General features: G+C 61.8%; 20 protein-coding genes. 15 read left to right on the top strand and 5 right to left on the bottom strand.

What is annotated here, in order from left to right; all coding sequences use genetic code 11:
• The first annotated feature begins 130 nt into the window (after positions 1–130).
• Genes P3T25_RS31205 through P3T25_RS31190 form a run of 4 tightly spaced genes read left to right on the top strand, consistent with a single transcriptional unit; the run spans position 131 to position 3828 of the window.
• Positions 131–2248, top strand: coding sequence for a secretin N-terminal domain-containing protein (locus P3T25_RS31205; protein WP_429360739.1), 2118 nt, complete (start codon positions 131–133; stop codon positions 2246–2248).
• A 9-nt stretch (positions 2249–2257) separates the two neighbouring features.
• Entirely contained in the window at positions 2258–2797 is a 540-nt protein-coding gene (locus tag P3T25_RS31200) for a type II secretion system protein (RefSeq protein WP_429360737.1), read from the top strand.
• 9 nt (positions 2798–2806) lie between these two features.
• Positions 2807–3196 carry a type IV pilin protein gene (locus tag P3T25_RS31195; protein WP_266239504.1) on the top strand — a complete coding sequence of 130 codons (390 nt, stop codon included), beginning with the start codon at positions 2807–2809 and terminating at the stop codon, positions 3194–3196.
• A gap of 35 nt (positions 3197–3231) precedes the next feature.
• Complete coding sequence (locus P3T25_RS31190; RefSeq protein WP_266256996.1) at positions 3232–3828, top strand: type II secretion system protein; 597 nt, start codon at positions 3232–3234, stop codon at positions 3826–3828.
• 233 nt (positions 3829–4061) lie between these two features.
• On the opposite strand, the gene P3T25_RS31185 is transcribed toward P3T25_RS31190, so the two are convergent.
• Positions 4062–5204, bottom strand: a complete 1143-nt coding sequence (locus P3T25_RS31185) for a porin (protein ID WP_154564717.1) — start codon at positions 5202–5204, stop codon at positions 4062–4064.
• Between the two features lie 299 nt (positions 5205–5503).
• Between P3T25_RS31185 and P3T25_RS31180 the strand changes: the two genes are divergently transcribed.
• The gene (locus tag P3T25_RS31180) at positions 5504–6310 is read left to right on the top strand and encodes a MetQ/NlpA family ABC transporter substrate-binding protein (RefSeq protein ID WP_429360736.1); all 807 of its coding nucleotides are present in this window, start codon (positions 5504–5506) and stop codon (positions 6308–6310) included.
• Between the two features lie 155 nt (positions 6311–6465).
• Here P3T25_RS31180 and P3T25_RS31175 read toward each other — a convergent pair whose 3' ends face one another.
• Positions 6466–7581 (bottom strand): succinylglutamate desuccinylase/aspartoacylase family protein, encoded by a 1116-nt coding sequence (locus tag P3T25_RS31175; RefSeq protein ID WP_266239500.1) that lies wholly within the window; start codon positions 7579–7581, stop codon positions 6466–6468.
• A gap of 310 nt (positions 7582–7891) precedes the next feature.
• Positions 7892–8674 (bottom strand): ABC transporter substrate-binding protein, encoded by a 783-nt coding sequence (locus tag P3T25_RS31170; protein ID WP_429360735.1) that lies wholly within the window; start codon positions 8672–8674, stop codon positions 7892–7894.
• 690 nt (positions 8675–9364) lie between these two features.
• Here P3T25_RS31170 and P3T25_RS31165 point away from each other — a divergent pair.
• Entirely contained in the window at positions 9365–10513 is a 1149-nt protein-coding gene (locus P3T25_RS31165; RefSeq protein WP_429360734.1) for an ABC transporter substrate-binding protein, read from the top strand.
• The gene (locus P3T25_RS31160; protein WP_429360733.1) at positions 10513–12318 is read left to right on the top strand and encodes a diguanylate cyclase domain-containing protein; all 1806 of its coding nucleotides are present in this window, start codon (positions 10513–10515) and stop codon (positions 12316–12318) included. Before P3T25_RS31165 ends, P3T25_RS31160 begins: the two co-directional genes overlap by 1 nt.
• An 11-nt stretch (positions 12319–12329) precedes the next feature.
• On the opposite strand, the gene P3T25_RS31155 is transcribed toward P3T25_RS31160, so the two are convergent.
• Complete coding sequence (locus P3T25_RS31155; protein ID WP_429360732.1) at positions 12330–13820, bottom strand: mannitol dehydrogenase family protein; 1491 nt, start codon at positions 13818–13820, stop codon at positions 12330–12332.
• A 226-nt stretch (positions 13821–14046) separates the two neighbouring features.
• Here P3T25_RS31155 and manD point away from each other — a divergent pair, with 226 nt between their 5' ends.
• The 8 genes from manD (at position 14047) to P3T25_RS31115 (ending at position 21439) form a co-directional block, all read left to right on the top strand.
• Positions 14047–15255, top strand: coding sequence for a D-mannonate dehydratase ManD (gene manD / locus P3T25_RS31150; protein ID WP_429360731.1), 1209 nt, complete (start codon positions 14047–14049; stop codon positions 15253–15255).
• 70 nt (positions 15256–15325) lie between these two features.
• Complete coding sequence (locus tag P3T25_RS31145) at positions 15326–16372, top strand: L-idonate 5-dehydrogenase (RefSeq protein WP_429360730.1); 1047 nt, start codon at positions 15326–15328, stop codon at positions 16370–16372.
• A gap of 112 nt (positions 16373–16484) precedes the next feature.
• Complete coding sequence (locus tag P3T25_RS31140; protein ID WP_429360729.1) at positions 16485–17777, top strand: MFS transporter; 1293 nt, start codon at positions 16485–16487, stop codon at positions 17775–17777.
• Between the two features lie 96 nt (positions 17778–17873).
• Positions 17874–18704: a GntR family transcriptional regulator gene (locus P3T25_RS31135; RefSeq protein ID WP_154564699.1), complete on the top strand. Its 831-nt coding sequence runs from the start codon at positions 17874–17876 to the stop codon at positions 18702–18704.
• 399 nt (positions 18705–19103) lie between these two features.
• Positions 19104–19412: a hypothetical protein gene (locus P3T25_RS31130; protein ID WP_233465006.1), complete on the top strand. Its 309-nt coding sequence runs from the start codon at positions 19104–19106 to the stop codon at positions 19410–19412.
• 14 nt (positions 19413–19426) lie between these two features.
• Positions 19427–19777 (top strand): hypothetical protein, encoded by a 351-nt coding sequence (locus P3T25_RS31125; protein WP_429360728.1) that lies wholly within the window; start codon positions 19427–19429, stop codon positions 19775–19777.
• 98 nt (positions 19778–19875) lie between these two features.
• Positions 19876–20301, top strand: a complete 426-nt coding sequence (locus P3T25_RS31120; RefSeq protein WP_266239535.1) for a lytic transglycosylase domain-containing protein — start codon at positions 19876–19878, stop codon at positions 20299–20301.
• Positions 20302–20431: 130 nt separating this feature from the next.
• A complete protein-coding gene (locus P3T25_RS31115) occupies positions 20432–21439 on the top strand; it encodes a lysylphosphatidylglycerol synthase transmembrane domain-containing protein (RefSeq protein ID WP_429360727.1) in 1008 nt (335 codons plus the stop codon).
• Between the two features lie 76 nt (positions 21440–21515).
• Here P3T25_RS31115 and P3T25_RS31110 read toward each other — a convergent pair whose 3' ends face one another.
• Positions 21516–22286: a glycosyltransferase family 2 protein gene (locus P3T25_RS31110; protein WP_154564691.1), complete on the bottom strand. Its 771-nt coding sequence runs from the start codon at positions 22284–22286 to the stop codon at positions 21516–21518.
• Between the last annotated feature and the right edge of the window lie 82 nt (positions 22287–22368).

Raw genomic sequence — 22368 nt, 5'->3', positions numbered from 1 at the left:
CACACGGGGTGCGGGCCGCAATGGGGACAGCGGCCCAGCGAACCATCTCTTGCCACTTGTCCCGTTCCGTGCTCAGCGCAGGCCAATCGCGGGGGTCGCGAGAAAGCGTGCGCTCGCGGTCGCTATCTCCATGCTTGCCGTCAGTGGTTGCGTGCAAATGCCGATCCTGCAGGACACTCCAACCGGCGCCGAGGCGAAACTCAACTATCTGCACGACCGCAATGATCAGGTCAACGCGCTACTCGATCAGGCCGACCAGTTTCGTCAGAGCTACCAGTTCGATGCCGCGATCCAGAAGCTTTATGCGGCAAGCCAGATCGATCCGACCAGCGAACGCGGCCGCAAGATCGGCGCGCTGATCGACCAGGACCGCCGGGATCTCGCAACCCTGCAGGAAGCGGACCGCATGATGCAGCGCGGTTCGTTTGGGCCGGCGTCCGATCGCGTGCACCGCGTATTGCTGACGAATCCGACCAATGCGCTCGCGTTGCAGATGCAAAAGGAAATCGACGACAAGATTCGGCAGCAACGCGCGGACAAGGAAGAGCAGCGTGCCGCATCGTCGATCATGCGTACCCCGATCACACTGCAGTTTCGCGATGCCAATGTGCGCATGGTCTTCGAAGCGTTGTCGCGCACTTCGGGATTGAACGTCATCTTCGACCGCGACGTTCGTGCGGACCTGAAGACGACCATCTTCGTGACGAACGCGTCGCTGCAGGATACGGTCGATATGATCCTGATGCAGAATCAGCTCGACAAGAAGCAACTCAACGCGAATACGCTTTTCATCTACCCGGCGACACCGGCCAAGCAGCTTGAATATCAGGAATTGAAGGTACGCACGTTTCAGTTGTCGAATGTCGACGCCAAACAGATCCAGTCGCTGCTGAAGAGCCTGCTGAAGATCAAGGAAGTCGTGATCGACGAGCGCGCGAACACCGTGACGATCCGCGGCACCCCGGACACCATCAAGGTTGCCGAAGAGATGATCGCCGCGCAGGACTTGCCAGAACCGGAGGTGATGCTGGAAGTCGAGGTGCTGGAGGTATCGCACGAACGCCTGTCCAATCTCGGGATCGAATGGCCGAACTCGTTCTCGGTGTCGACACCGTCCACGGCGGACACATGGGGCGCATTGCACCATCTTCCCATCAATGCGCTGAATGTCAGCGGCCTCTCCGCGACGGCGAACTTCAAGCTTACGGATACCGACGCGAATTTGCTGGCGAGTCCACGCATCCGGACGCGTAACAAGGAGAAGGCCCGGATCCTGATCGGCGACAAGTTGCCGGTGATTTCGAGTTCCAGCACGCCCAGCACGAGCGGTCCGTCGTACACGCAAATGATTCAGTACATCGATGTCGGTATCAAGCTCGAAGTGGAGCCGCAGGTCTATCGGGATGGCGATGTCGGCATCAAACTGAATCTCGAAGTCAGCAATATCACCAATACGATCCAGAGCGGCAATTCGCAAACAGGTCTGAGTTCGCTCGCCTATCAGATAGGAACGCGTAGTGCGTCGACAAGCCTGCGTCTGAGAGACGGTGAAAGCCAGATTCTCGGCGGGCTGATTTCGGATCAGGACCGCAGGTCGGCCGACAAGGTGCCCGGCCTCGGGCAGTTGCCTGTGCTCGGGCGCCTGTTCTCGGACCACAACGGCGACCATGTGAAGACGGAGATCGTGTTGCAGATCACGCCGCACATTGTCCGGCCGCAGCTCGCGGCTGACGTGGACACGCAGGAGGTCTGGTCCGGCACCGACGTCAATGTGCACGCCGACCAGCTTCGGCTCGATCCCGTCATGGCCGCCGCAGCGGTGCCCGGAGCGCCTGCTGTAAAGCCGCTGCCCGGCAGCGTAGGCGGTGGCACGACAGGTGGCAAGTCCGCTCAAGCCGGCGCAGCGGCGAACAGTTCGGCGACGGTGCCCGCGACCGGTTCGTTTGGGCAACTGCCGCCGCCGCCGCGCACGACGCCGCCACCCGCACCCTACGGAGGACGCTTTGCGCCGCAATCGACCGCGCCGGCGCCGGTGCCGGTTCCCAATGCGCCGCCGGCAGCGGAGCAGGCGGGAGGCGAGGCCGAGCCGGGCGCTGGGGCGAATGCGGCGCCGGCGGTCACCCAGCCGCCCGCGCCTGCCCCGGCGGCACCCGCACCGGCACCCACGCCCCCTCCGTCGATCCTGCAGATGCCGCCGGGTGACATGCCGACCGAGAACCCGCTTCGCTCGATTCAAAACGGGTATTGAGGCGTGGCCATGCCGAAGAACACGGTCCACTCGGGTAGCGCAAGCCGGCTCGATCAGCGTGGGTTCACGTTGATCGAGCTGGTGATCACGCTCGCGCTCGTGTCCATCCTGGCGCTCGCGATCATGCCGTTCTCCGAACTGATCGTGCAGCGTCAGAAGGAACAGCAGTTGAGCGCCGCGTTGCGCGAGATTCGCACGGCACTCGACGCCTACAAGGATTCGAGCGACGCGGGGTTGATCGACAAGGAGGCAGAGGCGTCCGGCTATCCGGCGTCGCTGACCGTACTCGTGACAGGCGTACCCAATGCGAAGGATCCGAAAGGCAGTCTGTTGATGTTCCTTCGCCACGTGCCACGGGATCCGTTTTTTTCCGGCGATCCGGAAACGGCCGCGGAAGACACCTGGAACGTGCGGTCCTATGGGGTGCCGCCGGATCAGGCCGGTGCCGATGCGCCGTCGGGAAACGATCAGGCCGGCAAGGATGTGTTCGACGTGTCGTCGAAATCCGATCGCGCCGGCATCAACGGCGTGCCGTACAAACAATGGTGACGGTGCATCATGAAACCCGCTTATACGCGCAGATCCCGCGGTTTTACGCTGATCGAACTGGTTGTCGTGATGGCGATCATTGGCCTGCTTCTGACGATCGCGCTGCCGCGCTATATGCACAGCATCGAACGCGGCAAGGAGCAGGTCCGGCAGCAGAACGTCGCGGTGATGCGCGATGCGATCGATAAATACTACGGCGACAACGGCCAGTACCCGGATACGCTCGATGAACTGGTGACGAAGCACTATCTGCGGGCGGTTCCAACCGATCCGGTCAACGGCGACGACAAGTGGGCGGTGATCGCCTCGCCCGATGAAACCAAGACGGGTGTGTACGACGTCGTGCCGGCGAGTAGTCCGCAGGGCACGCCAGCCGATCCAGCAGGAGCAGGCAAGTGAGTCGCGGCGCTTTCTCAGTGCGAGGCGGCGCGCGTATTCCGTCGGCATCGAAGCGGGCTGCGTGGCGCCGAACCAGGCCTCGCGCCGTGCGCCAGCGTGGGCTCGTGCTGCTGGCGCTATTGATCGCGCTGACGCTGATGTCGATCGCGTTGGCGGGTGCGCTCGACGTCTGGTCGTTGGAACGGCGGCGCGAGCAGGAGAAGCAACTGTTATTCGTCGGTGACCAGTACCGGCAGGCGATTGTGCGGTATTACCGCGTCGGCCGCGTCTATCCGGCGTCGGTCGACGATCTGCTGGACGACGCGCGCTTTCCGGTTCCGATGCATCATCTGCGTCAGGCATACCCGGATCCGATCACTGGCAAGACCGATTGGCTCTTCTTGCGGCAGGGCGATCGCTTTTATGGCGTGTACAGCAGCTCGGAGGCGCCGACGATCAAGCGCGCGGAGTTTCCGCGGCGATATGCAGACTTCGAGACGGAGCAGACTTACGGCGGGTGGAAATTCGTCTATCTTGCACCGGGGCTGCGCAACACGCCCACCAATGCTGTTACCCCAGCGCCTGGTCGTCCGGTGCAGACCTTTAGTCCACAAAACGGTATGGGACGCGTTCCGTCGAGACTGACTCGATAGTTGATGAGACGCTCGAAGCGAAGCCGCCGGCGCCGCAGCGGCTTTGTCATGCGGGCAGTCTGGCGTGGATGCGGCGGCAGCGCTGGAAGTGGCGGGGTGGCGCAAGACATCTTTAGATCAACGCGGGGGCCTGAAAAACCGCCGCCTTAAAAGAAAAACGCCCCGCAGGGCGTTTTCCAGAACCTCGGGGACAGCAAGGAACTCGCGCTCCTCACCGACAAGGCAAAACTCGCTTAGAACTTGTGACGCAGGCCTGCGCGAACTGCCAGTTGCGTGCTTGCGCCTGCCACCGGCAGGAAGCTGCTCGTGCTGGAGCCGATCTGCGCTTGCAGACCGGTATTCTTCGACGTCTTGCCCGCAGCAGCCTGATAGACGCCCAGCAGGTACACGTCGGTGCGCTTGCTCAGTGCGTAGTCGACGCTGGCGTCGATCTGATTCCAGTGACCGTTGGTCTGGTCCTTCGACTGCATGTACGTGTAGCCCAGCGCGCCCGTCAGTGCCGGCGTGAATGCGTACTTGCCGCCTGCTTCGTACGCGTTGAACGTCGTCATGTGACCGGTGATCTGCTCGATGTTCGTGTGCGTCCAGAGAGCCCACATCGTTGCCGCGCCGATCGAGTACTTGGTGCCAACGCCGACCGTGGACAGGTCCTTAGCCGTACCGCTGATTGCCGAGTTTGCGAGCGTCGTCGAGAAGGTGGTCGGCGATGCCGAACCCGGGTAGCGGATGTCCGTGTACGCAGCGCCGATGCCGAACGGGCCGTTCGCATAGTTCACGCCAAAGCTGTAAACCGACGATGAACCGCTTGCGCCCGGCGCGCCAGCAAATGCACCAGCCTGGTTCGAGAAGCCGTACATGCCGCCGAAGGTCAGGCCCGCGAAGTTCGCGCTGGTGAACTTGACCGCGTTGCTGACGCGGCTCGACGTGAGCTGGTCGACATCGTTGATGTGATAGCCGTAGTTACCAGCGACGGTCTGGCTGCCGTTGGTGTACACGCCACCCAGAAAGTCGGTCGAGAACGAGTATTGGCGACCGAACGTGAGCGTGCCGATGCCGTTCTGCGACAGACCGACGTATGCCTGACGGCCGAACAGCGAGCTGCCCTGGCCGAGCGCGCCGGTGCCGGAGTTAAAGCCGTTTTCCAACGTGAACAGCGCCTTCAGGCCATTGCCGAGGTCTTCAGAACCGCGCAGGCCCCAACGGCTGGCTTGGGCGACACCGTCGCCGTATTGATAGAGCTTCTGGCCTTGAGGACCAGCATGGTTGACATAGGTGAAACCGGCATCGATCAAGCCATACAGCGTGACGCTGCTTTGTGCGTGTGCGGCGGTGGCGAAGACGGCGAGCGTAGCGGCGGCCAATACTTTCTTGTTCAAGACTTTCTCCGATTAAAAATTAAGCGATCACCACGCCGTACTCTTTGGTAAGGTCGTGCGATGGCCCGCAATTTAAGGGAACGCAGAGTAAGGTATGTGACAGCTTTGCTTATTTTTGTAATCTGTCGCGCCGGCGCGACACTCACATAGCGTTGCCAGTTGAAATCAAGCAAGGCACGCCGCTCATAAGCTTTTTCCAGATCGTGCGTATAAGCGTGTGAAAAACGATTGGTTTTCGGGTGCATCGGGGGCATGCGAGGATTCGCACCTACCAATCAAAATCGCTTGTGGGGAAACGCATGCAACGCCGCAAAATCATCCAGAATCTGCTCGCTATCGCCGCCGTTTCGCTTACGGCAACGTTTGCGCACGCTGATGACAAACAACTGAAGATCGGCACGATGAGCGGCCCGGACGCACAGATCTGGTCGGTCGTGACCAAGGTGGCGGCGCGCGAAGGGCTGAATGTGAAGGTCATCGAATTCAACGACTACGTGCAGCCGAACGCGGCGCTCGACTCCGGCGACCTCGACGCCAACGGTTTCCAGCACCAGCCGTTTCTCGATAGCCAGATCAAGCAGCGTGGCTACAAGATCGTCAACGTCGGCCTGACCTACGTTTCGCCGATGGGCTTCTATTCGAAGAAACTCAAGTCGCTGAAGGACTTGCCGGAAGGCGCGAAGGTCGGCATCCAGAACGATCCGTCGAATGGCAACCGCGCGCTGCTGCTGTTGCAGAAGTACGGCGTGATCAAGCTGAAGCCGGGCGTCGGCACGAACGGTGTCAACGCAACGCCGCTCGACGTCGCCGAGAATCCGAAGAAGATCAAGCTGGTGGAGCTCGACGCCGCGCAATTGCCGCGCTCGCTCGACGACCTCGACGCAGCGTCGATCAACACGGACTACGCGGTGAAGGCCGGCTTGCAGCCGACGAAAGACGCGATCGCGATCGAGGACCTCAAAGGTCCGTACGCGAATCTGATCGCCGTGCGCGCGCAGGATCGCGACAAGCCGTGGGTCAAGAAGCTGGTCGCGGCGTACGATTCGGATGAAGTGCGCAAGTACATCGACACGCAGTTCAAAGGCGCGATCATTCCGGCTTTCTGAGCGCTTTTATAGGCGGCTTTCCGGCCGCCTTTGAGCACTCCGCTCTTTCGCAACAGACCCGTAAACGCAAAACACCCGCGGAAATAGCGGGCGTTTTGCTTGGCAGACACAGCTTCCGCAGATAAATCTTGGGAAGGCGCGGCTTCAGTTGTTCCTCAGTTGCTCAACAACGACCCGCTTCTGAACGCCTTCGCTCCGGCAATGCGCGCGAATTCCAGCCCGGCCGTCGCGAAGCGCGTCAAATGTCGCGCATATAGCACGCCGGCTACGGTGCTCTTCAGCGTGACGACACGATCGGTCAACGGATCGACGATATCGGCGATCTCATGGCCGACATCGACCCAGGTACCGACTTCACAGCGATACACGAGCACACCGCTGATCGGCGCGACGATCGGCTCGGCGCCGGCCAGAGGCGTGGCGGCGAATTCGAGCGCCGGCAGCGGCGCCGGTGTGCCGTCGATCACGCCACGCGAGGTCAGGTACTCGATGATCGCCTGAGCGTCACGCTCCGCGTACTCGTACGACACTTCGCGTTGACCGCGCAGTTCGATCGTGACCGAGACCGAGCCGTTCGGAATCGGAAAACGCTCGCCGTAGCGGCCGCGCAGATCCGACCAGCAGAAGCTGTGGATTTCGTCAAACGGATTGCCCACCGAATTCAGCGCCAGCAGCGAGGCCTTGGCGTCCAGATAGCAGGCGAGCGGCTCGACTTCCGGCCACAGGTCCGGGTTCGTGTAGAGGTGCATCGCGGCTTCCCAGTCGCAGTGCAGATCGAGCACGACATCGGCGTCATACGAGAGCTTTTGCAGCGCCAGACGTTGCGATTCGAGTTCGGTTTCTGGCTTCTGCGCGTCGAGCGCTTCACGCATCGCCGCGCGGATCGCCGTGCGATTGGCGTCGATGTTGTCGGTCAGCCGCGCTTCGATGCCGGGCTGAATCAGCGCCGACAGCTCGTAGAAATTGCGGTTGAAGTTCTGCGCGCTGTTGGTCTCGAAGCGGCCCGTCAGATGGCCGAGAAAGTGCTGATTCAGGCCGATCGGATTGGCCACCGGCACGATCACGACTTCGCCGCGCACCTTGCCGGCAGCTTCCAGCGCGGCGAGCTTGCGGCGCAACGCCCACGAAACCAGCATGCCCGGCAACTCGTCGGCATGCAGCGACGACTGGATGTAAATCTTCTGCCCGCCGCCAGGACCATAGTGAAAACTCGTCAGATTACGGGCGGTGCCGAGCGTCGGGGCAATCAGCGGATGGGTTTGGGTTTGCATGGTTTTCAAATCCGCGGGCATCTGGGGCGTGCCGCGCTATGTCGTTGATTACAAAGGGAAAGGGTGTCTAAAGGTCGGTCATTGGCGGGCGGGTTCGCAGCGCCTCTAGCGCACGATCTTAGCCGATATGACGCGGTGCGTGGTCTTATGCGGCGCGGCCCGGAGCGCACGGCGCGCGGGCCGGCCGGTCAGCTTCGATCGCAGTCCAGGCGGCGCGGCAAAGCGGTCCCGCAAACGAAACGGGCTCCGCGTGATGCGGAGCCCGGTTTTTGCGAGCTGGCAAGCGCGCCGTCAGGCGCGCGTGGCTGGCTTAGCCGCCGTACACGTCGAAGTCGAAGTACTTCTTCTCGAGCTTCTTGTACGTACCGTCCTTGATGATGTCGGCAATCGCCTTGTCGACCTTCGCCTTCAGATCGGTGTCTTCCTTGCGCATGCCGATGCCTGCGCCGTTGCCGAGGATCTTCGGATCGTCGAGGTCCTTGCCGACGAATTCGAAGCCCGCGCCGCGCGGCGTCTTCAGGAAGCCGATGTCAGCTTGCACCGCGTCTTGCAGCGCTGCGTCCAGACGGCCCGACAGCAAGTCGGCATAGACCTGGTCCTGGTTCTGATACGGCACGACCTTCGCGCCCTTCGCTTCCCAGTACGTCTTCGCGTAGGTTTCCTGGATCGTGCCTTGCTCGACACCAACCGTCTTGCCCTTGAGCGAATCGGCGGTCGGCAGGATGCCCGAACCCTTCTTCGCGACGAGGCGCGTCGGCGTGTTGAACAGCTTCGACGAGAAGGCGATCTGTTCAGCGCGTTGCGGCGTCATGGACATCGACGACAGCACGCCGTCGAACTTCTTCGCCTTCAGGGCCGGGATCATGCCGTCGAAGTCGTTTTCGACCCACACGCACTTGGCCTTCAGGCGCGCGCAGATTTCATTGCCGAGGTCGATGTCGAAGCCCGCGAGCTTGCCGTCCGAGCCCTTGGACTCAAACGGGGGGTAGCTGGCGTCAACGCCGAAACGGATTGTCGACCAATCTTTAGCGTGTGCGCCAATCGAGACGGTTGCAAGCAGAGCAACCGTCAAAGCCGCTAGCAGTTTTTTCACTGTTTAACTCCTCGGTGTAGTTCGAATACTCCCGTATGCGGTTGTGCCGCTGCGGGACGCCCGGCGCGACTCACGACCAGGCTTGGGTTGAAGCTGCCGGCCGGGGCGGCCAGCAGCGCGCGCCAAGCTTATCAGTTCAAAAAGATAGGGTAGTTAGTGAAACACCGGATAGCGTTCGGGAATAGCTTCTAAAGCCTGAATGTGGTGGAGATTCGACGGCGCCGCCATGCGTCTTGCATGGCCTTGGGATGCTACCTGTTGTCGTGTAACGAAGCCGTAATGAAGTTGGCTAACCACGGCGCGTTGCCGGCGTACTTCGCAAGACGCGTTGTACCGGCAAAACCAGTATTCAGAATGGCGCTATTACCAGCACTTATTGCAGACTATTACGGCGCCCGCGATTGTTTCAATTGCCTGTCGGCGAGTTAAAGATTTCGCTTGAACAACCGTTAAATACAGATGAGCGTATTTGTTAAATCACACCTGACCGATTGTTTTTTCTCGATTGAGGCGGGGCCGGAACCAAAAATGCATTGCTTGGCGCTATGATCAACGCTCCGAACGGCTGCCGTTGCAGCGTACGATCATATCGGTATCTGTCTGAACAAAGTCATCGAGCACTACGCCCGCGATTAAATACCGCGCGCCTGTTTGCGTTCGTCTTAATGACCTTCTGCTAAGCGGTTGTATATGCACACGATTTCGATGGCAGACGAAATGCGCTGTTTCAAACCATCGCGCCGGAGCCGAACTGCAGTCGCAGCGGCACGCGTGAAGTCACTGCGCGGCCGCGGGTTTTCCGGGTTTTTGACATTACTGATAAACGCCGCTTTCTGCTGTAGCCTTTTGTCTTCAGCACCCGTCGTGGCCGCCGACAACGTTCTGCGTGTACTGGCATGGCCCGGTTATGCGGACGCCGACGTCGTCAAGACTTTCGAGGCGCGCTACAACGCGAAGGTCGAAGTCACGCTGGTCGATTCCGACGAGGCGCTATGGGCGCAGATGCATGCTCAGGGCACGCCGCAGTTCGATGTGCTCGCTGCGAATACTGCTGAAATCGAGCGCTATACCCGCGCGAATCTGCTGGCGCCGCTCGATCTGGCCAGTTTGCCGAATACGAAAAAACAGTTGCCGCGGTTTCGGGCGCTGTCGTCGATCGAAGGGCTGACCTCGGCAGGCAATGTGTACGCCATTCCATTCACGTACTCGTCGATGGGGCTGATCTATGACCGCAAGCAGATCGCCGTTGCGCCGCGCTCGATGCGCGAATTGTGGAACCCGCGCTATCGCGGCAAGGTTCTCGACTTCAATAGCGCCCAGCATAATTTCTCGTTCACCGCGTTGGCGCTGGGCTATCCCCATCCCTTCCAGCTCGACGCCACGCAGATGCGCGTGATCGCTCACAAGCTCGTCGATCTGCGCCGCAACCTGCTGACCTATTACACGCTGCCCGAAGAAGCGACCGCGTTCTTCATCCAGCATAAAGTTGCCTTGATGTTCGGTAACTACGGCACCCAGCAGGTTGAATCGTTGCGCCGCGCCGGCGCCGACGTGGGCTACGTGATTCCCGACGAAGGGGTGCTCGCCTGGCTGGACTGCTGGTCGATGACGCGTTCCGCCAAGGATCGCCCGCTCGCGCTTGCGTGGATCAACTACATGCTCGAACCGGACGTCAGTGCGTTGCTGACGCAACGCCAGGGGCTCGCCAACACGTTGACGGCGCCGGCGGAGAATAGCGACAAGGCGCATATCGTCTGGATCGGCCCGGTGGAAGATATTCAACGGCGCGAAGACCTGTGGAGCAGAATCGTGTCGGGCGACAGGTCGGAGCGTTTTTGATGATGCGCCCCGGCTTGACCTTCAAGTTATCGATTCTGCTTGCGTGCATTGGCGTGCTCGCGTCCGGTGCGACCGGTTATTACACGTATCGTGCCAACCGTACGATGCTCGTGAACGAAGCCGGACACAGCCTGCTGACTTCAACGGAGCTGTTGGGCCAGCGCTTTTCCGTGGCGATCGACGATGTTGCCGCAGACGCGCTGGTGCTCGCGAGCTTGCCGTCTTTGGCGGACGTCGCGCAGACCGACGACGGCGTTGGCGCGAATGCGCCGCGCGAACAACTGGCGCAGGTGTATGCCAGCTTCATGGTTCACCACCCCGAGTACCTGCAGATTCGTTTCATTACTCGCAAGCACTTCGGACTCGAGCTGATCCGTTTCGACCGCGATGCCGACGGCCTCGTGCGGGTCGAGGGGAACAACCTGCAGGAAAAAGGCCAGTTTGCGTATGTGTTCGACACACTGGCGTTCTCGCCCGGACGCATTTACACCTCGCCGATCGCGGTGAACCACGAGTACGGCGCGCATGCCGCCGAGGGCAAACCGACACTGCGGCTCGGCACACCTGTGGCGGACGCGAGTGGCGCAGTCGTGGGCGTCGTGATTATCGATATCGATCTGGCCGGACTGTTCAACCGTTTGCAGAGCGATTTGCCGAGCGACTATCAGGTCTATCTCGCCAACGAATGGGGCGATTTCCTGGTCCATCCGGATGCCTCGAAAACGTTCGGCTTCGACAAGGGCCGCCGCGTTCTGATGCAGGACAGCTTTTCCGCTACGAGGCCGCTCTTCGATCTGTCAGAAAGCGAAGTTCTGCTGGACGGTCTCGAGCGGCCGAGGCAGGCGGCCGGTCAGGTGCTTGCTTTCGTGCGCAGACCGTTCGGCGCATCCGAAGGCAACCGTTTTGTCGTGATCGGCCTCGCCAAGCCGCTCGAGGATGTATTGTCCGGCGCCACCCAACTGGGTAACAGAATCATTCGCATGGTGTTGATCTTCAGCGTGCTGGCGCTGTTCCTCGCGATTCTGTTTGCGCGCGCCCTGACCAAGCCTTTGCACATTCTCGCGTATGCGGCGACGCATCTGTTCGCCGAGCACGCGATGGAAACGCTGCCGCTCAAACGTACCGACGAGATCGGCATACTCGCGCGCTGCTTCGATCGTCTGCGCCGGGAAATCAAGTCGCAAATGGATGTGCTGCATAACAAGCAACGTGAGCTCGTGCATCTCGCCACGCACGACGGGTTGACCGGCCTGCCGAACCGCATGTTGTTCATGCAGAAGCTCGAGGCGGCGATCGGGGAAGCGACACGGCGTCAGGAAGGGCTTGCCGTGCTGTTCGTCGACCTCGACCGCTTCAAGCAGATCAACGACCAGTTCGGCCATTCGATTGGTGACAAGGTGCTCGCCGCGGTGGCGCAGCGGCTGAAGCAGGTGCTTTGCAGCGCGGATGTCGCCGCGCGCCTCGGCGGCGATGAGTTCATCGTGTTGGTCGAGGGGCCGCGCTCCACGGAGGCCGCACCGGGGATTGCCTCGCGCATCATGGGGGCGTTGAACGAAGAACTGCTGATCGACGGACAAAGCATGACGGTGGGCGCGAGCATCGGCATCAGCCAGTTTCCGGACGATAGCGCCACGGTGGAGGAGCTGCTGCTCCACGCCGACGCGGCGATGTATGCGGCCAAAGCGGGTGGACGGTGTGGCTATCTGCGCTACCAGGATGTGCTGGCGGCGCGTAAACGGGAACAGGAACAGGAGCAGGCGAGCGAAGGCGCAACGCAAGGCCGTGAGGCGGAGCCGACCGCCTGACACGCCGAATTTCATTGCAATGCCGCAATGGCCCCTTGCGCGCCATTTTCGTGAAGCAACTGCAATGCGTGTCGAAGCGCTTTCCTGAACTCGGGAAGGGCGGCCAGATCTTCCGGAAACACCTCACGCACAGTCAGTAGCGCGTCCATCAGCGCCTGCGGCTCACCTTGCGCGGATGCCGCGAGCGTCTTCAATCTGCTGGCCAGCGGATCGCTGATTTCGTAACGCGTGCCGTTGTCCGCGTGGCCGCGCAAAAATATCATCCAGGCCGCTATCGCCAGCGCGAGACGCGTGAACGGTTGACCCGCGCCGATCCGCGCCGCAATCGTGGCGAGCAGGCGCGGTGGAATCTTCTGGCTGCCATCCATCGCGATCTGCGCGCAGCGATGTTTCAGCGCCGGATTCGCGTAGCGCTCGAGCAGTGCGTCCCGATAGGCGGCCAGGTCGAATGATGCGGGCATGGTTAGCGTCGGCGCGATTTCTTCCGTCATCATCGCGTGGATGAGATTGCGCATGGCGGGGTGAGAGATCGCTGCATCGATCGTCTCGAAGCCGCCGAGCATCGACAGATAGGCCAGCGTCGAGTGCGTGCCGTTCAGCATGCGCAGCTTCGCCAGTTCGAAGGGCGTGACGTCCTCGACGAGTTGCGCGCCGACTGCGTCCCATGCGGGACGTCCCCCGGCAAAACGATCTTCAATGACCCATTGCCGGAACGGCTCGCATGGCACCGGTGCGGCATCCGCATAAACGATTGCGTGGGCTACGGTGATGCGTTCGGCATCCGTGGTGGCCGGCACGATACGGTCGACCATCGTCGATGGAAACGCAACGTGGGCGGCGATCCAGTCGGCCAGCTCGGGATCGCGTTGCCGCGCGAACGAACAGACCACCTGGCGCAGCGCGGCGCCGTTATGGGAAAGGTTGTCGCACGAGAGCACCGTGAACGGTTTGCCGTGCGCACCGTCGCGCCGCTCGCGCAATGCCGCGACGAGGATGCCTGGCACCGTGCGCGGTTCGAGCGGGTTGGCCAGATCGTGTGCAACGGCGGGATCGTCCAGCGCGACCTCGCCGGTTTTCGGGTCGCGGCAGTAGCCTTTTTCCGTGACGGTCAGCGAGACGATCTGAACCAGCGGATCCGCGAGGCGCGCGAACAGGGCGACGCGATCGTGCGGCATGGCCAGCACTTCGCGCAGCGCACGCACGACCGTCACCTTGGCGCCATGCGGCCCGCGTTCAACCACGCTATACAAACCTTGCTGCTCCATCAGCGCGTCGCGCTTGCCGACATCGCCTTGCAGCGTGACGCCGCAAATACCCCAGTCGCCGCCCGCGGCAAGCATGGCCTCCTCCGTGTAGAGGGCTTGATGCGCGCGATGGAAGTTGCCGATCCCCAGATGAACGATGCCGATGCGCGGCTCCCGCCATTGCGGTGAGAGCAGATGTGTTTGCAGCGTGGGCAACGCTTGGCGGACGAGGCGAGGCAGGGTGGCTACAGAAATCATGTGACGAATTCCAGGTGCGGAAAGGCTTCAGACCGACGCCGTTCAACGGGAAAACCCTGATTTGACGTGTCGCTATACTTGTATGGTAGCATCGTTCAAACGATTTGAGACAGGTTGACGAGTGCGATTTTCCACTTCAACCGGCACTCAAAATCGACATGAAAAACAGCCAGTCGCATGCCGCCGTTGTGCACGGTTCGCGACTCGCCTCTGCAAGGAAGATGTCATGAAGATCGTTCGCGCCGACGTGATCGTCACGTGCCCGGGCCGTAATTTCGTCACATTGAAAATCGTCACGGACGAAGGCGTACACGGCATCGGCGATGCAACACTGAACGGCCGCGAACTGGCGGTCGCTTCGTATCTGAAAGACCACGTGTGCCCGTTGCTGATCGGCCGCGATCCCGGCCGTATCGAAGACACCTGGCAGTACCTCTACAAAGGCGCGTACTGGCGCCGCGGCCCCGTCACGATGACGGCGATCGCCGCGGTGGATATGGCGCTGTGGGACATTCTCGGCAAGGTAACGGGCATGCCTTTATATAAGCTGCTCGGCGGCGCCTCGCGAGAAGGCGTGATGGTGTACGGCCACGCCACCGGCCGCGACATTCCCGAAGCGCTCGACCGTTACGCGGAACACATCGAAGCCGGCTATCAGGCCATTCGCATTCAATGCGGTGTGCCGAATATGCGCTCGGTGTATGGCGTGTCGAAAGGCAGTGGCATGTACGAGCCGGCCACCAAGGGCGCGGTGGAGGAGCAGAGTTGGTCGTCGGAAAAGTATCTCGACTTCGTACCCAAGCTCTTTGAAGCGGTGCGCGACAAATTCGGCTTCGATACGCATTTGCTGCATGACGTCCATCACCGTTTGACGCCGATCGAGGCCGCGCGTCTTGGCAAAGCGGTCGAGCCGTATCGCCTGTTCTGGATGGAAGACCCAACGCCCGCGGAAAACCAGGCCGGCTTCCGGCTGATTCGCGAACATACGGTCACGCCGATCGCCGTCGGTGAAGTTTTCAATAGCATCTGGGATTGCAAACAGTTGATCGAGGAGCAATTGATCGACTATATCCGCGCGACGTTGACGCACGCGGGTGGCATTACGCATCTGCGGCGCATTGCAGATTTCGCTTCGCTGTACCAGGTGCGAACCGGTTGTCATGGGCCGTCGGATCTGTCTCCAGTGTGCATGGGCGCGGCGCTGCATTTCGATCTGTGGGTGCCGAATTTCGGCGTGCAGGAATACATGGGCTTTCCACCCGAGGCGCTTGACGTATTCCCGCATGGATGGCGCTTCGAGCGCGGCATGATGCATCCCGGCGAAGCGCCGGGCCATGGTGTCGATATCGACGAAGCAGCGGCCGCGCGGTATCCCTACGACCCCGCGTATCTGCCGGTCGCGCGTCTCGAAGACGGGACGCTGTGGAACTGGTGAGCTGATTTCGCTTCTTCATCTTCTTTCGCGCGGCACTGAGCGCGAAACCTATGGCATACCGGAGTCCTTCATGCTCGCAGCCGTGCTTCACGAACCCAAACTGATCCGCATCGACGAAGTCGAGCCGCCCGTACCCGGCCCCGGCCAGGTGCGAGTACGCGTGCGCGCCGGCGGTATTTGCGGCTCCGATCTGTCGTACTACTTCAAAGGCAAGAGCGGCGATTTCGCGGTACGCGAGCCGTTCGTGCTCGGACATGAAGTGGCCGGCGAGATCGATTCGCTCGGCGAGGGCGTGAGCGCGGAGAGTCGTCTGACACCCGGACAGCGTGTTGCCGTCAATCCTGGACTTGCCTGTGGGACGTGCCGCTTTTGCATCGGCGGGATGCCGAATCATTGTCTGAACATGCGCTTCATGGGCAGTGCATCGACGTTCCCGCATACGCAGGGCATGTTCCGTCAATACATCGTCGTCGCGGCGCGGCAATGCGTACCTGTGCCGGATGGCGTCGATTTTGCGCAGGCGTCGATGGCCGAGCCGCTTGCCGTCGCGTTGCATGCAGTGAAGCAGGCGGGTTCGCTCGTTGGCGCGAATGTCTTGCTGGTGGGTTGCGGGCCGATCGGTTGCATTCTGCTGAGCGTGGCGCGCCGCGCCGGTGCTCATCGCGTGGTCGCGCTGGATCTTTCGGATCGGGCGTTGCAGGTTGCGCAGCAACTCGGTGCGGATCAGATCGTGAACGCGACAGACAGCGCCACGATCGATCAATGGTCCGCGCAACGCGGCACGTTCGACGTGGTCATCGAGGCATCGGGCAGTCCCGCCGGACTCGATACTGCGCTGCGTGCGGCACGAGCCGGCGGTACGGTGATTCAGGTGGGCAATCTGCCGGCCGGCCAGTCGCCGGTGGCAGCGAACCTGGTGATGTCGAAGGAACTCCGCTATCAAGGCTCGTTCCGCTTCACCGGTGAATACGCCATCGCTGCCGATGAAATCGCCTCCGGCAAAGTCGATTTGCGACCGCTCATGACGCATGCATTCGCGATGAGTGAAGCGAACCGTGCGTTCGAAGTGGCGCTCGACCGCTCGCAGTCGATGAAGGTGCATCTGAACTTCGATTGAGCATCGAACGTGGCCTGAAGCATTGCACATGACCGCAGCGCCTTGCCAGGCCAATCAAGCTACTTAAGCTATTCAAAACGCCCACCAAGAGGCGACCCGAAGGAGACACCTGATGATCAAGAGTCAACGCTGGTTTGTTGTCGCGCTATTGTTTCTGGCCGGCGTCATTAACTATCTCGACCGCGCGGCGCTGTCGATTGCCGCACCGCTGATCCAGAAAGACCTGCATTTCTCGCATGCGCAGATGGGTATCGTGTTCAGCAGCTTTTTCATCGGCTATGCGCTGTTCAATTTTGTCGGCGGCGTGTTGTCAGATAAGGTCGGCGCGAAACGCGTGTTCGGCACCGCGATGGGCGTGTGGTCGGTGTTCTGCGGTGCGACCGCGCTGGCCACCGGCATCGGTTCTCTGATCGTGCTGCGTGTGCTGTTCGGCATGGGCGAAGGTCCGTTCAGTTCGTCGAACAGCAAGATGGTCAATAACTGGTTCCCACGCAAGGAAGTCGCGAGCGCGATTGGCGTGATCAGTTCGGGCACACCGCTCGGCGGCGCGCTGGCGGGGCCGGTGGTCGGCTTCATGGCGGTGCAGTTCGGCTGGCGCTGGGCCTTCGTCGCGATCATGATGCTGGGACTCTTGTGGCTTGTATTGTGGGCGGCAACGACCACCGAACACCCGCATGAAAATTCGCGCGTCACGCCTGATGAGATCGAACTCATCCGTGCCGGTCAGGCGGACGAACATGCGATCGCGCATTCGGCCGACGGCGAGCGGCTCGGCCTGCGGCACTTCCTGAAGAAGCCGATCATTCTTGCGACGGCCTTCGCGTTCTTCTCATACAACTACGTGCTGTTTTTCTTCCTGTCGTGGTTCCCGACGTATCTGACCGAAGCGCATCACCTGAGCCTGCGCGACATGAGTTTCGCCACGGTGATTCCGTGGCTGCTCGGCAGTATCGGGCTCGCGGCGGGCGGCTTCATCTCGGACTTCATCTTGCGCCTGACCGGTAAGCCGCTGCTGTCGCGCAAGATCGTGCTGAGTACTTGTCTGGGCGCGGCGGCGGTGTGTGTCGCGTTGGCCGGGCGTGTCGCCAGTACTCAGGGGGCGGTCGCGCTGATGTCGGTGTCGATCTTCTTCCTGTATGTGACGGGCGCAGTGTATTGGGCCGTGATTCAGGACACCGTGCCGCGCGAACACGTCGGCGGCGCGGGCGGTTTTGTGCACTTGCTGGCGAATCTGGCCGGCGTGATCGGACCCGCGGTGACGGGCTTCATCGTCGAAGCGACGCACGGTAACTACGCTAGTGCGTTCGTGCTGGCAGGGGCGATTGCCGTGCTCGGCGCGCTGTGTTCGCTGGTGTGGATTCGCGAGCCGCGAGCGAGTGCCTTAAACATGAAACGTGCATGGTAGTATGGTGCGACACACTTTAGTGGATATCCTGGTGGGTATTCATGGTGTGCGCCGTCTCTGTCGCTATTCATTCGTTGCTATCCGCTGCTTTACCCGATGCCGACCAAGAACCTCCACGCCAACGCGTCTTCTTTCTCCTCCGATGCCTCGCTTGCGTCCCGCACAAGGCGTCGCGCGAGCGTGCAGGCCGGCGCGCGTGTCGAACTGCCGGATCTGACCGCCAGCGTCTCGTTCGACTCGCATGAGCCGATCGGCAAGCAGATTTTCCGTGCGCTGCGTCAGGCAATTTTCGTCGGTCAACTCGTGCCGGGCACGCCGCTCTCGGAGAAGGAAGTGTCCGACATGTTTCAGGTGTCGCGGCAACCGGTGCGGGAGGCGTTCATCAAATTGGTGGAAGCAGGTGTGCTTCAGGTATTGCCGCAGCGCGGCACTTTCGTGAAGCGCATTTCGCCGCGCCAGGTGCGGGAAGGGCGTTTCATTCGCGAAGCGATCGAGACGGCGGTGGTGAAGAAGGCAGCCGTGTCGATCACGGACGAGCAGTTGCAGGCACTGGCCGACAACCTTCGCGACCAGAAGCTTGCGGCGAAATCGAACGACACCGCCGCCTTCCTCGCGCTCGACGAGGCGTTTCATTACGCGATCGCCCAGGCGATCGATTGCACGGCGGCATGGGAAACGATTCAGGACATCAAGGCGCAGATGGACCGGGTGCGCTACCTGAGCTTGCCCGACGTGTCACCGCTCGATCTGCTGATCAAGCAGCACGCGAAGATTCTGGCCGGCCTGCGCGCGCACGACCCGAGCGCGGCTGAAGAAGCGATGCGCAGTCACCTGCGCGAGATTCTGATGTCGCTTGGTCCGATTGCGGAGCGCAATCCGGCGTGGTTCGACGCGGATGAACCGGAGCGCGTGCCGCTGTCGACTTAGGCCGATGTGCGGGTAGGCCGCCGGCTTGCTCGCTTACGGCCATATTACGGCCCTATTACGGCCCTAGGCGTAGCCCCCCGCTGCGCCAGCCAATTTCATGCACGCATAACCCGCGGAGCCCCGTCTCGCGGCGTCTCCAGCCCCCAATCATCAGACGATTTCAGTGGCAAAGCCCGAGGGAAGTTTGCCTCGATCGGTGCTTCGTCGAGCGCTGGCGCAATCGTTTGCGCCGATCTTGAGGTAACTCTGTCTGATTTGCGCCAATGCGTTTTCGGCCTATCAACTTTTGATGTGGGTTTGCCGAAAACATCGTTACAGCAACGGGATTGACTGGAGACGGGTGTGAAGCGACAGGTGTGGTTTTTGGTAGCCGTTCTCGCGCTGGCCGGGTGCGCACAGATGCCTGCGCAGAATGCCGCGCACACGGACAAGGCGCCCAACGAAGTCATCAGCTTCGAGATTCCGCCGGATGCGCTCGGGGCGCATGACCCTCAACTCACCGCCGTGCTGACCAAGGCAGGCGCACTGGCCGCCGCGCAACAGCAGTCCACGGTCGTGCTGGTCACCGCGCTGGGTCAGGATTTCGCGTACCTGAACCAGGCGGTATGGAAGGGTGTGCCTGCGCAACGCATGTCGAAGGTGAGCTTTGAGAATCGAACCGCTGGCCTGGGTCAGCCCTATAGCGTGTCGATCAGGACGGTGCAATGAAGGAGGCCATCGCGATGCTTCGAATCACCTTACTGGCGGTGGCCACGCTGCTCGCCGCGCCTGCTTTTGCGGGCTCACCGGGAACGGATCTGCAGTCGGCCGGCGCGTTTCCTGCCACGTTTCCCCCGGCGGCGGACAAGGTTTATCCACCGTTACCAACGCTTGCGATGCTGCCGCCGTCGAGCGGCAGCGATGATGACTTGCCTGTGAAGCCGACGACGCATCGAAAGAAGTCGCGTGCGCCGATCCAGTCGCAGGAACGCAAGGGAGCGCCGCTGCCGGCTGTCCGGCTCGTCGTGTCCGATGCTTCGCATACGTACCTCGACTCCGTGCAACGGCAAATCGATCTGGCGTTGGCCAAGTAATTCGCCCGCGGCGTGGAGCTCGCCACTTTTGCCGCTATCAAGCGGAAGGATGAATCGTGTCCTTGAAACTCTTCTGTGCCGCGCTAGCGTGGCTGTCGATGTGCGGCGCGGCCTACGCGGCCGACGATTGCTTCAATGAGGCCGCAGCCTATCAGGGCGTCAATCCCTGGATATTGCGCGCGGTTGCATGGTACGAATCGAAGGGCGACCCGGACGCGATACACCAGAACGCGAACGGTTCGATCGACGTCGGCCAGTTGCAGATCAATTCGATTCATTTCGGTGACCTCGCGCGCGAGGGCGTACCGCACCGCGCATTGACCGATCCATGTGTGAACGTCTACGTGGCCGCGTGGCTGCTGAAGCAGAAGATGGTCAAATACGGCAATACCTGGCGCGCGATCGGCGCGTACCACTCGGAGTCCCCGAAGCAGCGTGACGCCTACGCCCGCAGCATCCAGCACGTGCTGGTCGGATGGGGGCAGTTGCTGCCCGCCCGCCAAACGCTAGTCGCCGATCGCTAGTCACGAAAACGCAGCTTCGCGTGGTTATCATGAGGCCCCCGGACGGCCTCGATTTCACGCACGGCGCGGCCTCATGCATGCTGCATCGTGCGGAGAAAGCGGGGCCAGGCTGTACTTGCTGAGGCCTTCGTTGATCAGATCACATACGCGTAAAGCGGCAGTGTTGGTGGCGCTTGCCGGTATCGGCCTCGCCGTCGGCGCGCCTTTCGTTCTCAATTCGCACGCGGCGTTCGCCGGGCTGCGTAACGTCTCTCTCTACGTATTCGCCGCGCTTGCCGCGAGTGCTGCGATCAGCGCGATGGCAAAAGCGGGCAAGCTGCATCTGATGCAGACCGCGCTCGGCTTCCGGGTCAGTTTCCTGCGCACGTTTGCCATCACGCTGGCTACCGATTTCGCGTTCCTGGCTTCTCCGTTGGGCGCGGCGGGCTATGGCGTCAACATCGGCCTGCTGCAGCGCGCCGGCGCATCCTGGTCGCTTGCGACGACGGTTGTCGGCGCGGATCAGGCGCTCGATCTCGCGTTCTTCACGACCGCCGTACCGGTGTCCCTGCTGTTTGCCTTCGGGCCGCTGACGCAGGTGATTCCGCGCGCGAGCGCGCCGCTTGTGTTCGGCGTGCTGGCCGGAGCCGCATGCCTCGTCGGTGTCTGCTGGATGAATCGCCGGCGCGTGGCGGCGACACTGGACGCCGCCGGCCGGCGCGTTCATTGGCTCAACGAGCGCCGCGCGAGATTGAGCCGGTTTTTCCATAGCGTTCGCCGGCAATGGCTGGAACTGGTCGCCGGACCCAAGTGGCGGCTTGCCGCGTTGTGTCTGCTCACGACGCTGCAGTGGTTGCTGCGCTACGGCGCACTCTGGTTTATCTTGCGCGAACTCGGTTACCGCCTGCCGTTGGGTTTCGTTCTGGCCGTGCAGGCCGTCGTGCTGCATGCCGCGTTGTGGACCGGCGTGCCCGCGGGTGGTGGCACCGGCGATATCGCTCTCGCTGCCGCATTCGCGAGTTGGGTGCCCCGCGCGGGCATCGCGACGGCGCTGGTGTTGTGGCGTTTCGCGACGCTTTACAGCCCTCTGGCGCTGGGCGCGGCAGGTTTCGTTGCGCTGGCAACGAGGGGGCGCAACCCACTGTCGGCCGCCGACTGAAACCTCGAGGGCCGGGCTGGAACGGCACAGCGCGGCACAGTGCGGCTTACGGCGTTCGCCAGCTTCGGTAAGCGCTTCAGCGCGGACTATCGGTATCGGGCACTTTGCGCATGCGGGCCGCAAAACTCGCGCGTGAGTCCTGCTCACTGCGTAAGCGAAGCATTTGAAAGGTCTGTGAAATCAGCGCGAGCGGATAGACCGCCTTCAGGAGGTCGGCGATCATGCGCCATTCCGCACGCATGCCTTTCCAGTAGCCGAGTTTCTCGGTTTTGCGAGCCTGCGTGACCCGTGGCCAGTGAGTCACCGCAATCGGCAGACGGCGCGCGATGATGCGGCGGTTCATGAACACTTCGACCCCGAAGCGCGGCAAGCCGTGAACGTCCTGCAGGACTTCGCTTAGCAGCGCTTTTTTGACCACGCGCTCGCCGGAGACGAAATCGAGGCCGATGGCGCGGAATGCCAGCAGGCTGTTCTGGCGCAGGCTCATGCTCACTTGCGCGCTGCCTTGCAGGACAGGCAGGGCGAGCGCGCTGATGCTCTCGGCCGTCAGACCCTTCAGGTCGGCATCGAGCAGCATCAACAGTTCGCCACGCGCGGCGGCGATCCCGGTTGCCATGGCGGCGCTTTTACCGCGGTTCTCGGCGCACCGGATCAGCCGCGCCGACGCGAAACGCTCGACCACGTCGGCGGTGCCGTCGGTCGAACCATCGTCCACCACGATGACTTCGTCGAGCAAAGGATGCGCGCAGGCCACGGCCAGCACCGTGCCGATGCGGGGCGCCTCGTTGTACGCGCAAATGACGCAGGAGATTCGTGGAGCAGGTCTGAGCGGGGCGCGAGCGGTCATGTAAAGGGCAGTAAAGATCAACAATGGTGCGCTGCAGCACAATGCGTGTTTTTCAGCTATAGTCAGGGCACGGCATATGTCC

This window comes from Paraburkholderia sp. GAS32 (genome assembly GCF_050434225.1).
Taxonomy (GTDB): domain Bacteria; phylum Pseudomonadota; class Gammaproteobacteria; order Burkholderiales; family Burkholderiaceae; genus Paraburkholderia; species Paraburkholderia madseniana.
The sequence above is the reverse complement of the archived record's forward strand: the minus strand, read 5'-3'. Positions and strand labels throughout refer to the sequence as shown.

Bases quoted from the DNA above. Each gene is read 5' to 3' on its own strand.
- P3T25_RS31205 (WP_429360739.1), top strand. From the start codon at position 131: ATGCTTGCCGTCAGTGGTTGCGTGCAAATGCCGATCCTGCAGGACACT.
- P3T25_RS31200 (WP_429360737.1), top strand. From the start codon at position 2,258: ATGCCGAAGAACACGGTCCACTCGGGTAGCGCAAGCCGGCTCGATCAG.
- P3T25_RS31195 (WP_266239504.1), top strand. From the start codon at position 2,807: ATGAAACCCGCTTATACGCGCAGATCCCGCGGTTTTACGCTGATCGAA.
- P3T25_RS31180 (WP_429360736.1), top strand. From the start codon at position 5,504: ATGCAACGCCGCAAAATCATCCAGAATCTGCTCGCTATCGCCGCCGTT.
- P3T25_RS31175 (WP_266239500.1), bottom strand. From the start codon at position 7,581: ATGCAAACCCAAACCCATCCGCTGATTGCCCCGACGCTCGGCACCGCC.
- P3T25_RS31165 (WP_429360734.1), top strand. From the start codon at position 9,365: ATGCACACGATTTCGATGGCAGACGAAATGCGCTGTTTCAAACCATCG.
- P3T25_RS31160 (WP_429360733.1), top strand. From the start codon at position 10,513: ATGATGCGCCCCGGCTTGACCTTCAAGTTATCGATTCTGCTTGCGTGC.
- P3T25_RS31155 (WP_429360732.1), bottom strand. From the start codon at position 13,820: ATGATTTCTGTAGCCACCCTGCCTCGCCTCGTCCGCCAAGCGTTGCCC.
- manD (WP_429360731.1), top strand. From the start codon at position 14,047: ATGAAGATCGTTCGCGCCGACGTGATCGTCACGTGCCCGGGCCGTAAT.
- P3T25_RS31145 (WP_429360730.1), top strand. From the start codon at position 15,326: ATGCTCGCAGCCGTGCTTCACGAACCCAAACTGATCCGCATCGACGAA.
- P3T25_RS31140 (WP_429360729.1), top strand. From the start codon at position 16,485: ATGATCAAGAGTCAACGCTGGTTTGTTGTCGCGCTATTGTTTCTGGCC.
- P3T25_RS31135 (WP_154564699.1), top strand. From the start codon at position 17,874: ATGCCGACCAAGAACCTCCACGCCAACGCGTCTTCTTTCTCCTCCGAT.
- P3T25_RS31130 (WP_233465006.1), top strand. From the start codon at position 19,104: ATGCCTGCGCAGAATGCCGCGCACACGGACAAGGCGCCCAACGAAGTC.
- P3T25_RS31125 (WP_429360728.1), top strand. From the start codon at position 19,427: ATGCTTCGAATCACCTTACTGGCGGTGGCCACGCTGCTCGCCGCGCCT.
- P3T25_RS31120 (WP_266239535.1), top strand. From the start codon at position 19,876: ATGTGCGGCGCGGCCTACGCGGCCGACGATTGCTTCAATGAGGCCGCA.
- P3T25_RS31110 (WP_154564691.1), bottom strand. From the start codon at position 22,286: ATGACCGCTCGCGCCCCGCTCAGACCTGCTCCACGAATCTCCTGCGTC.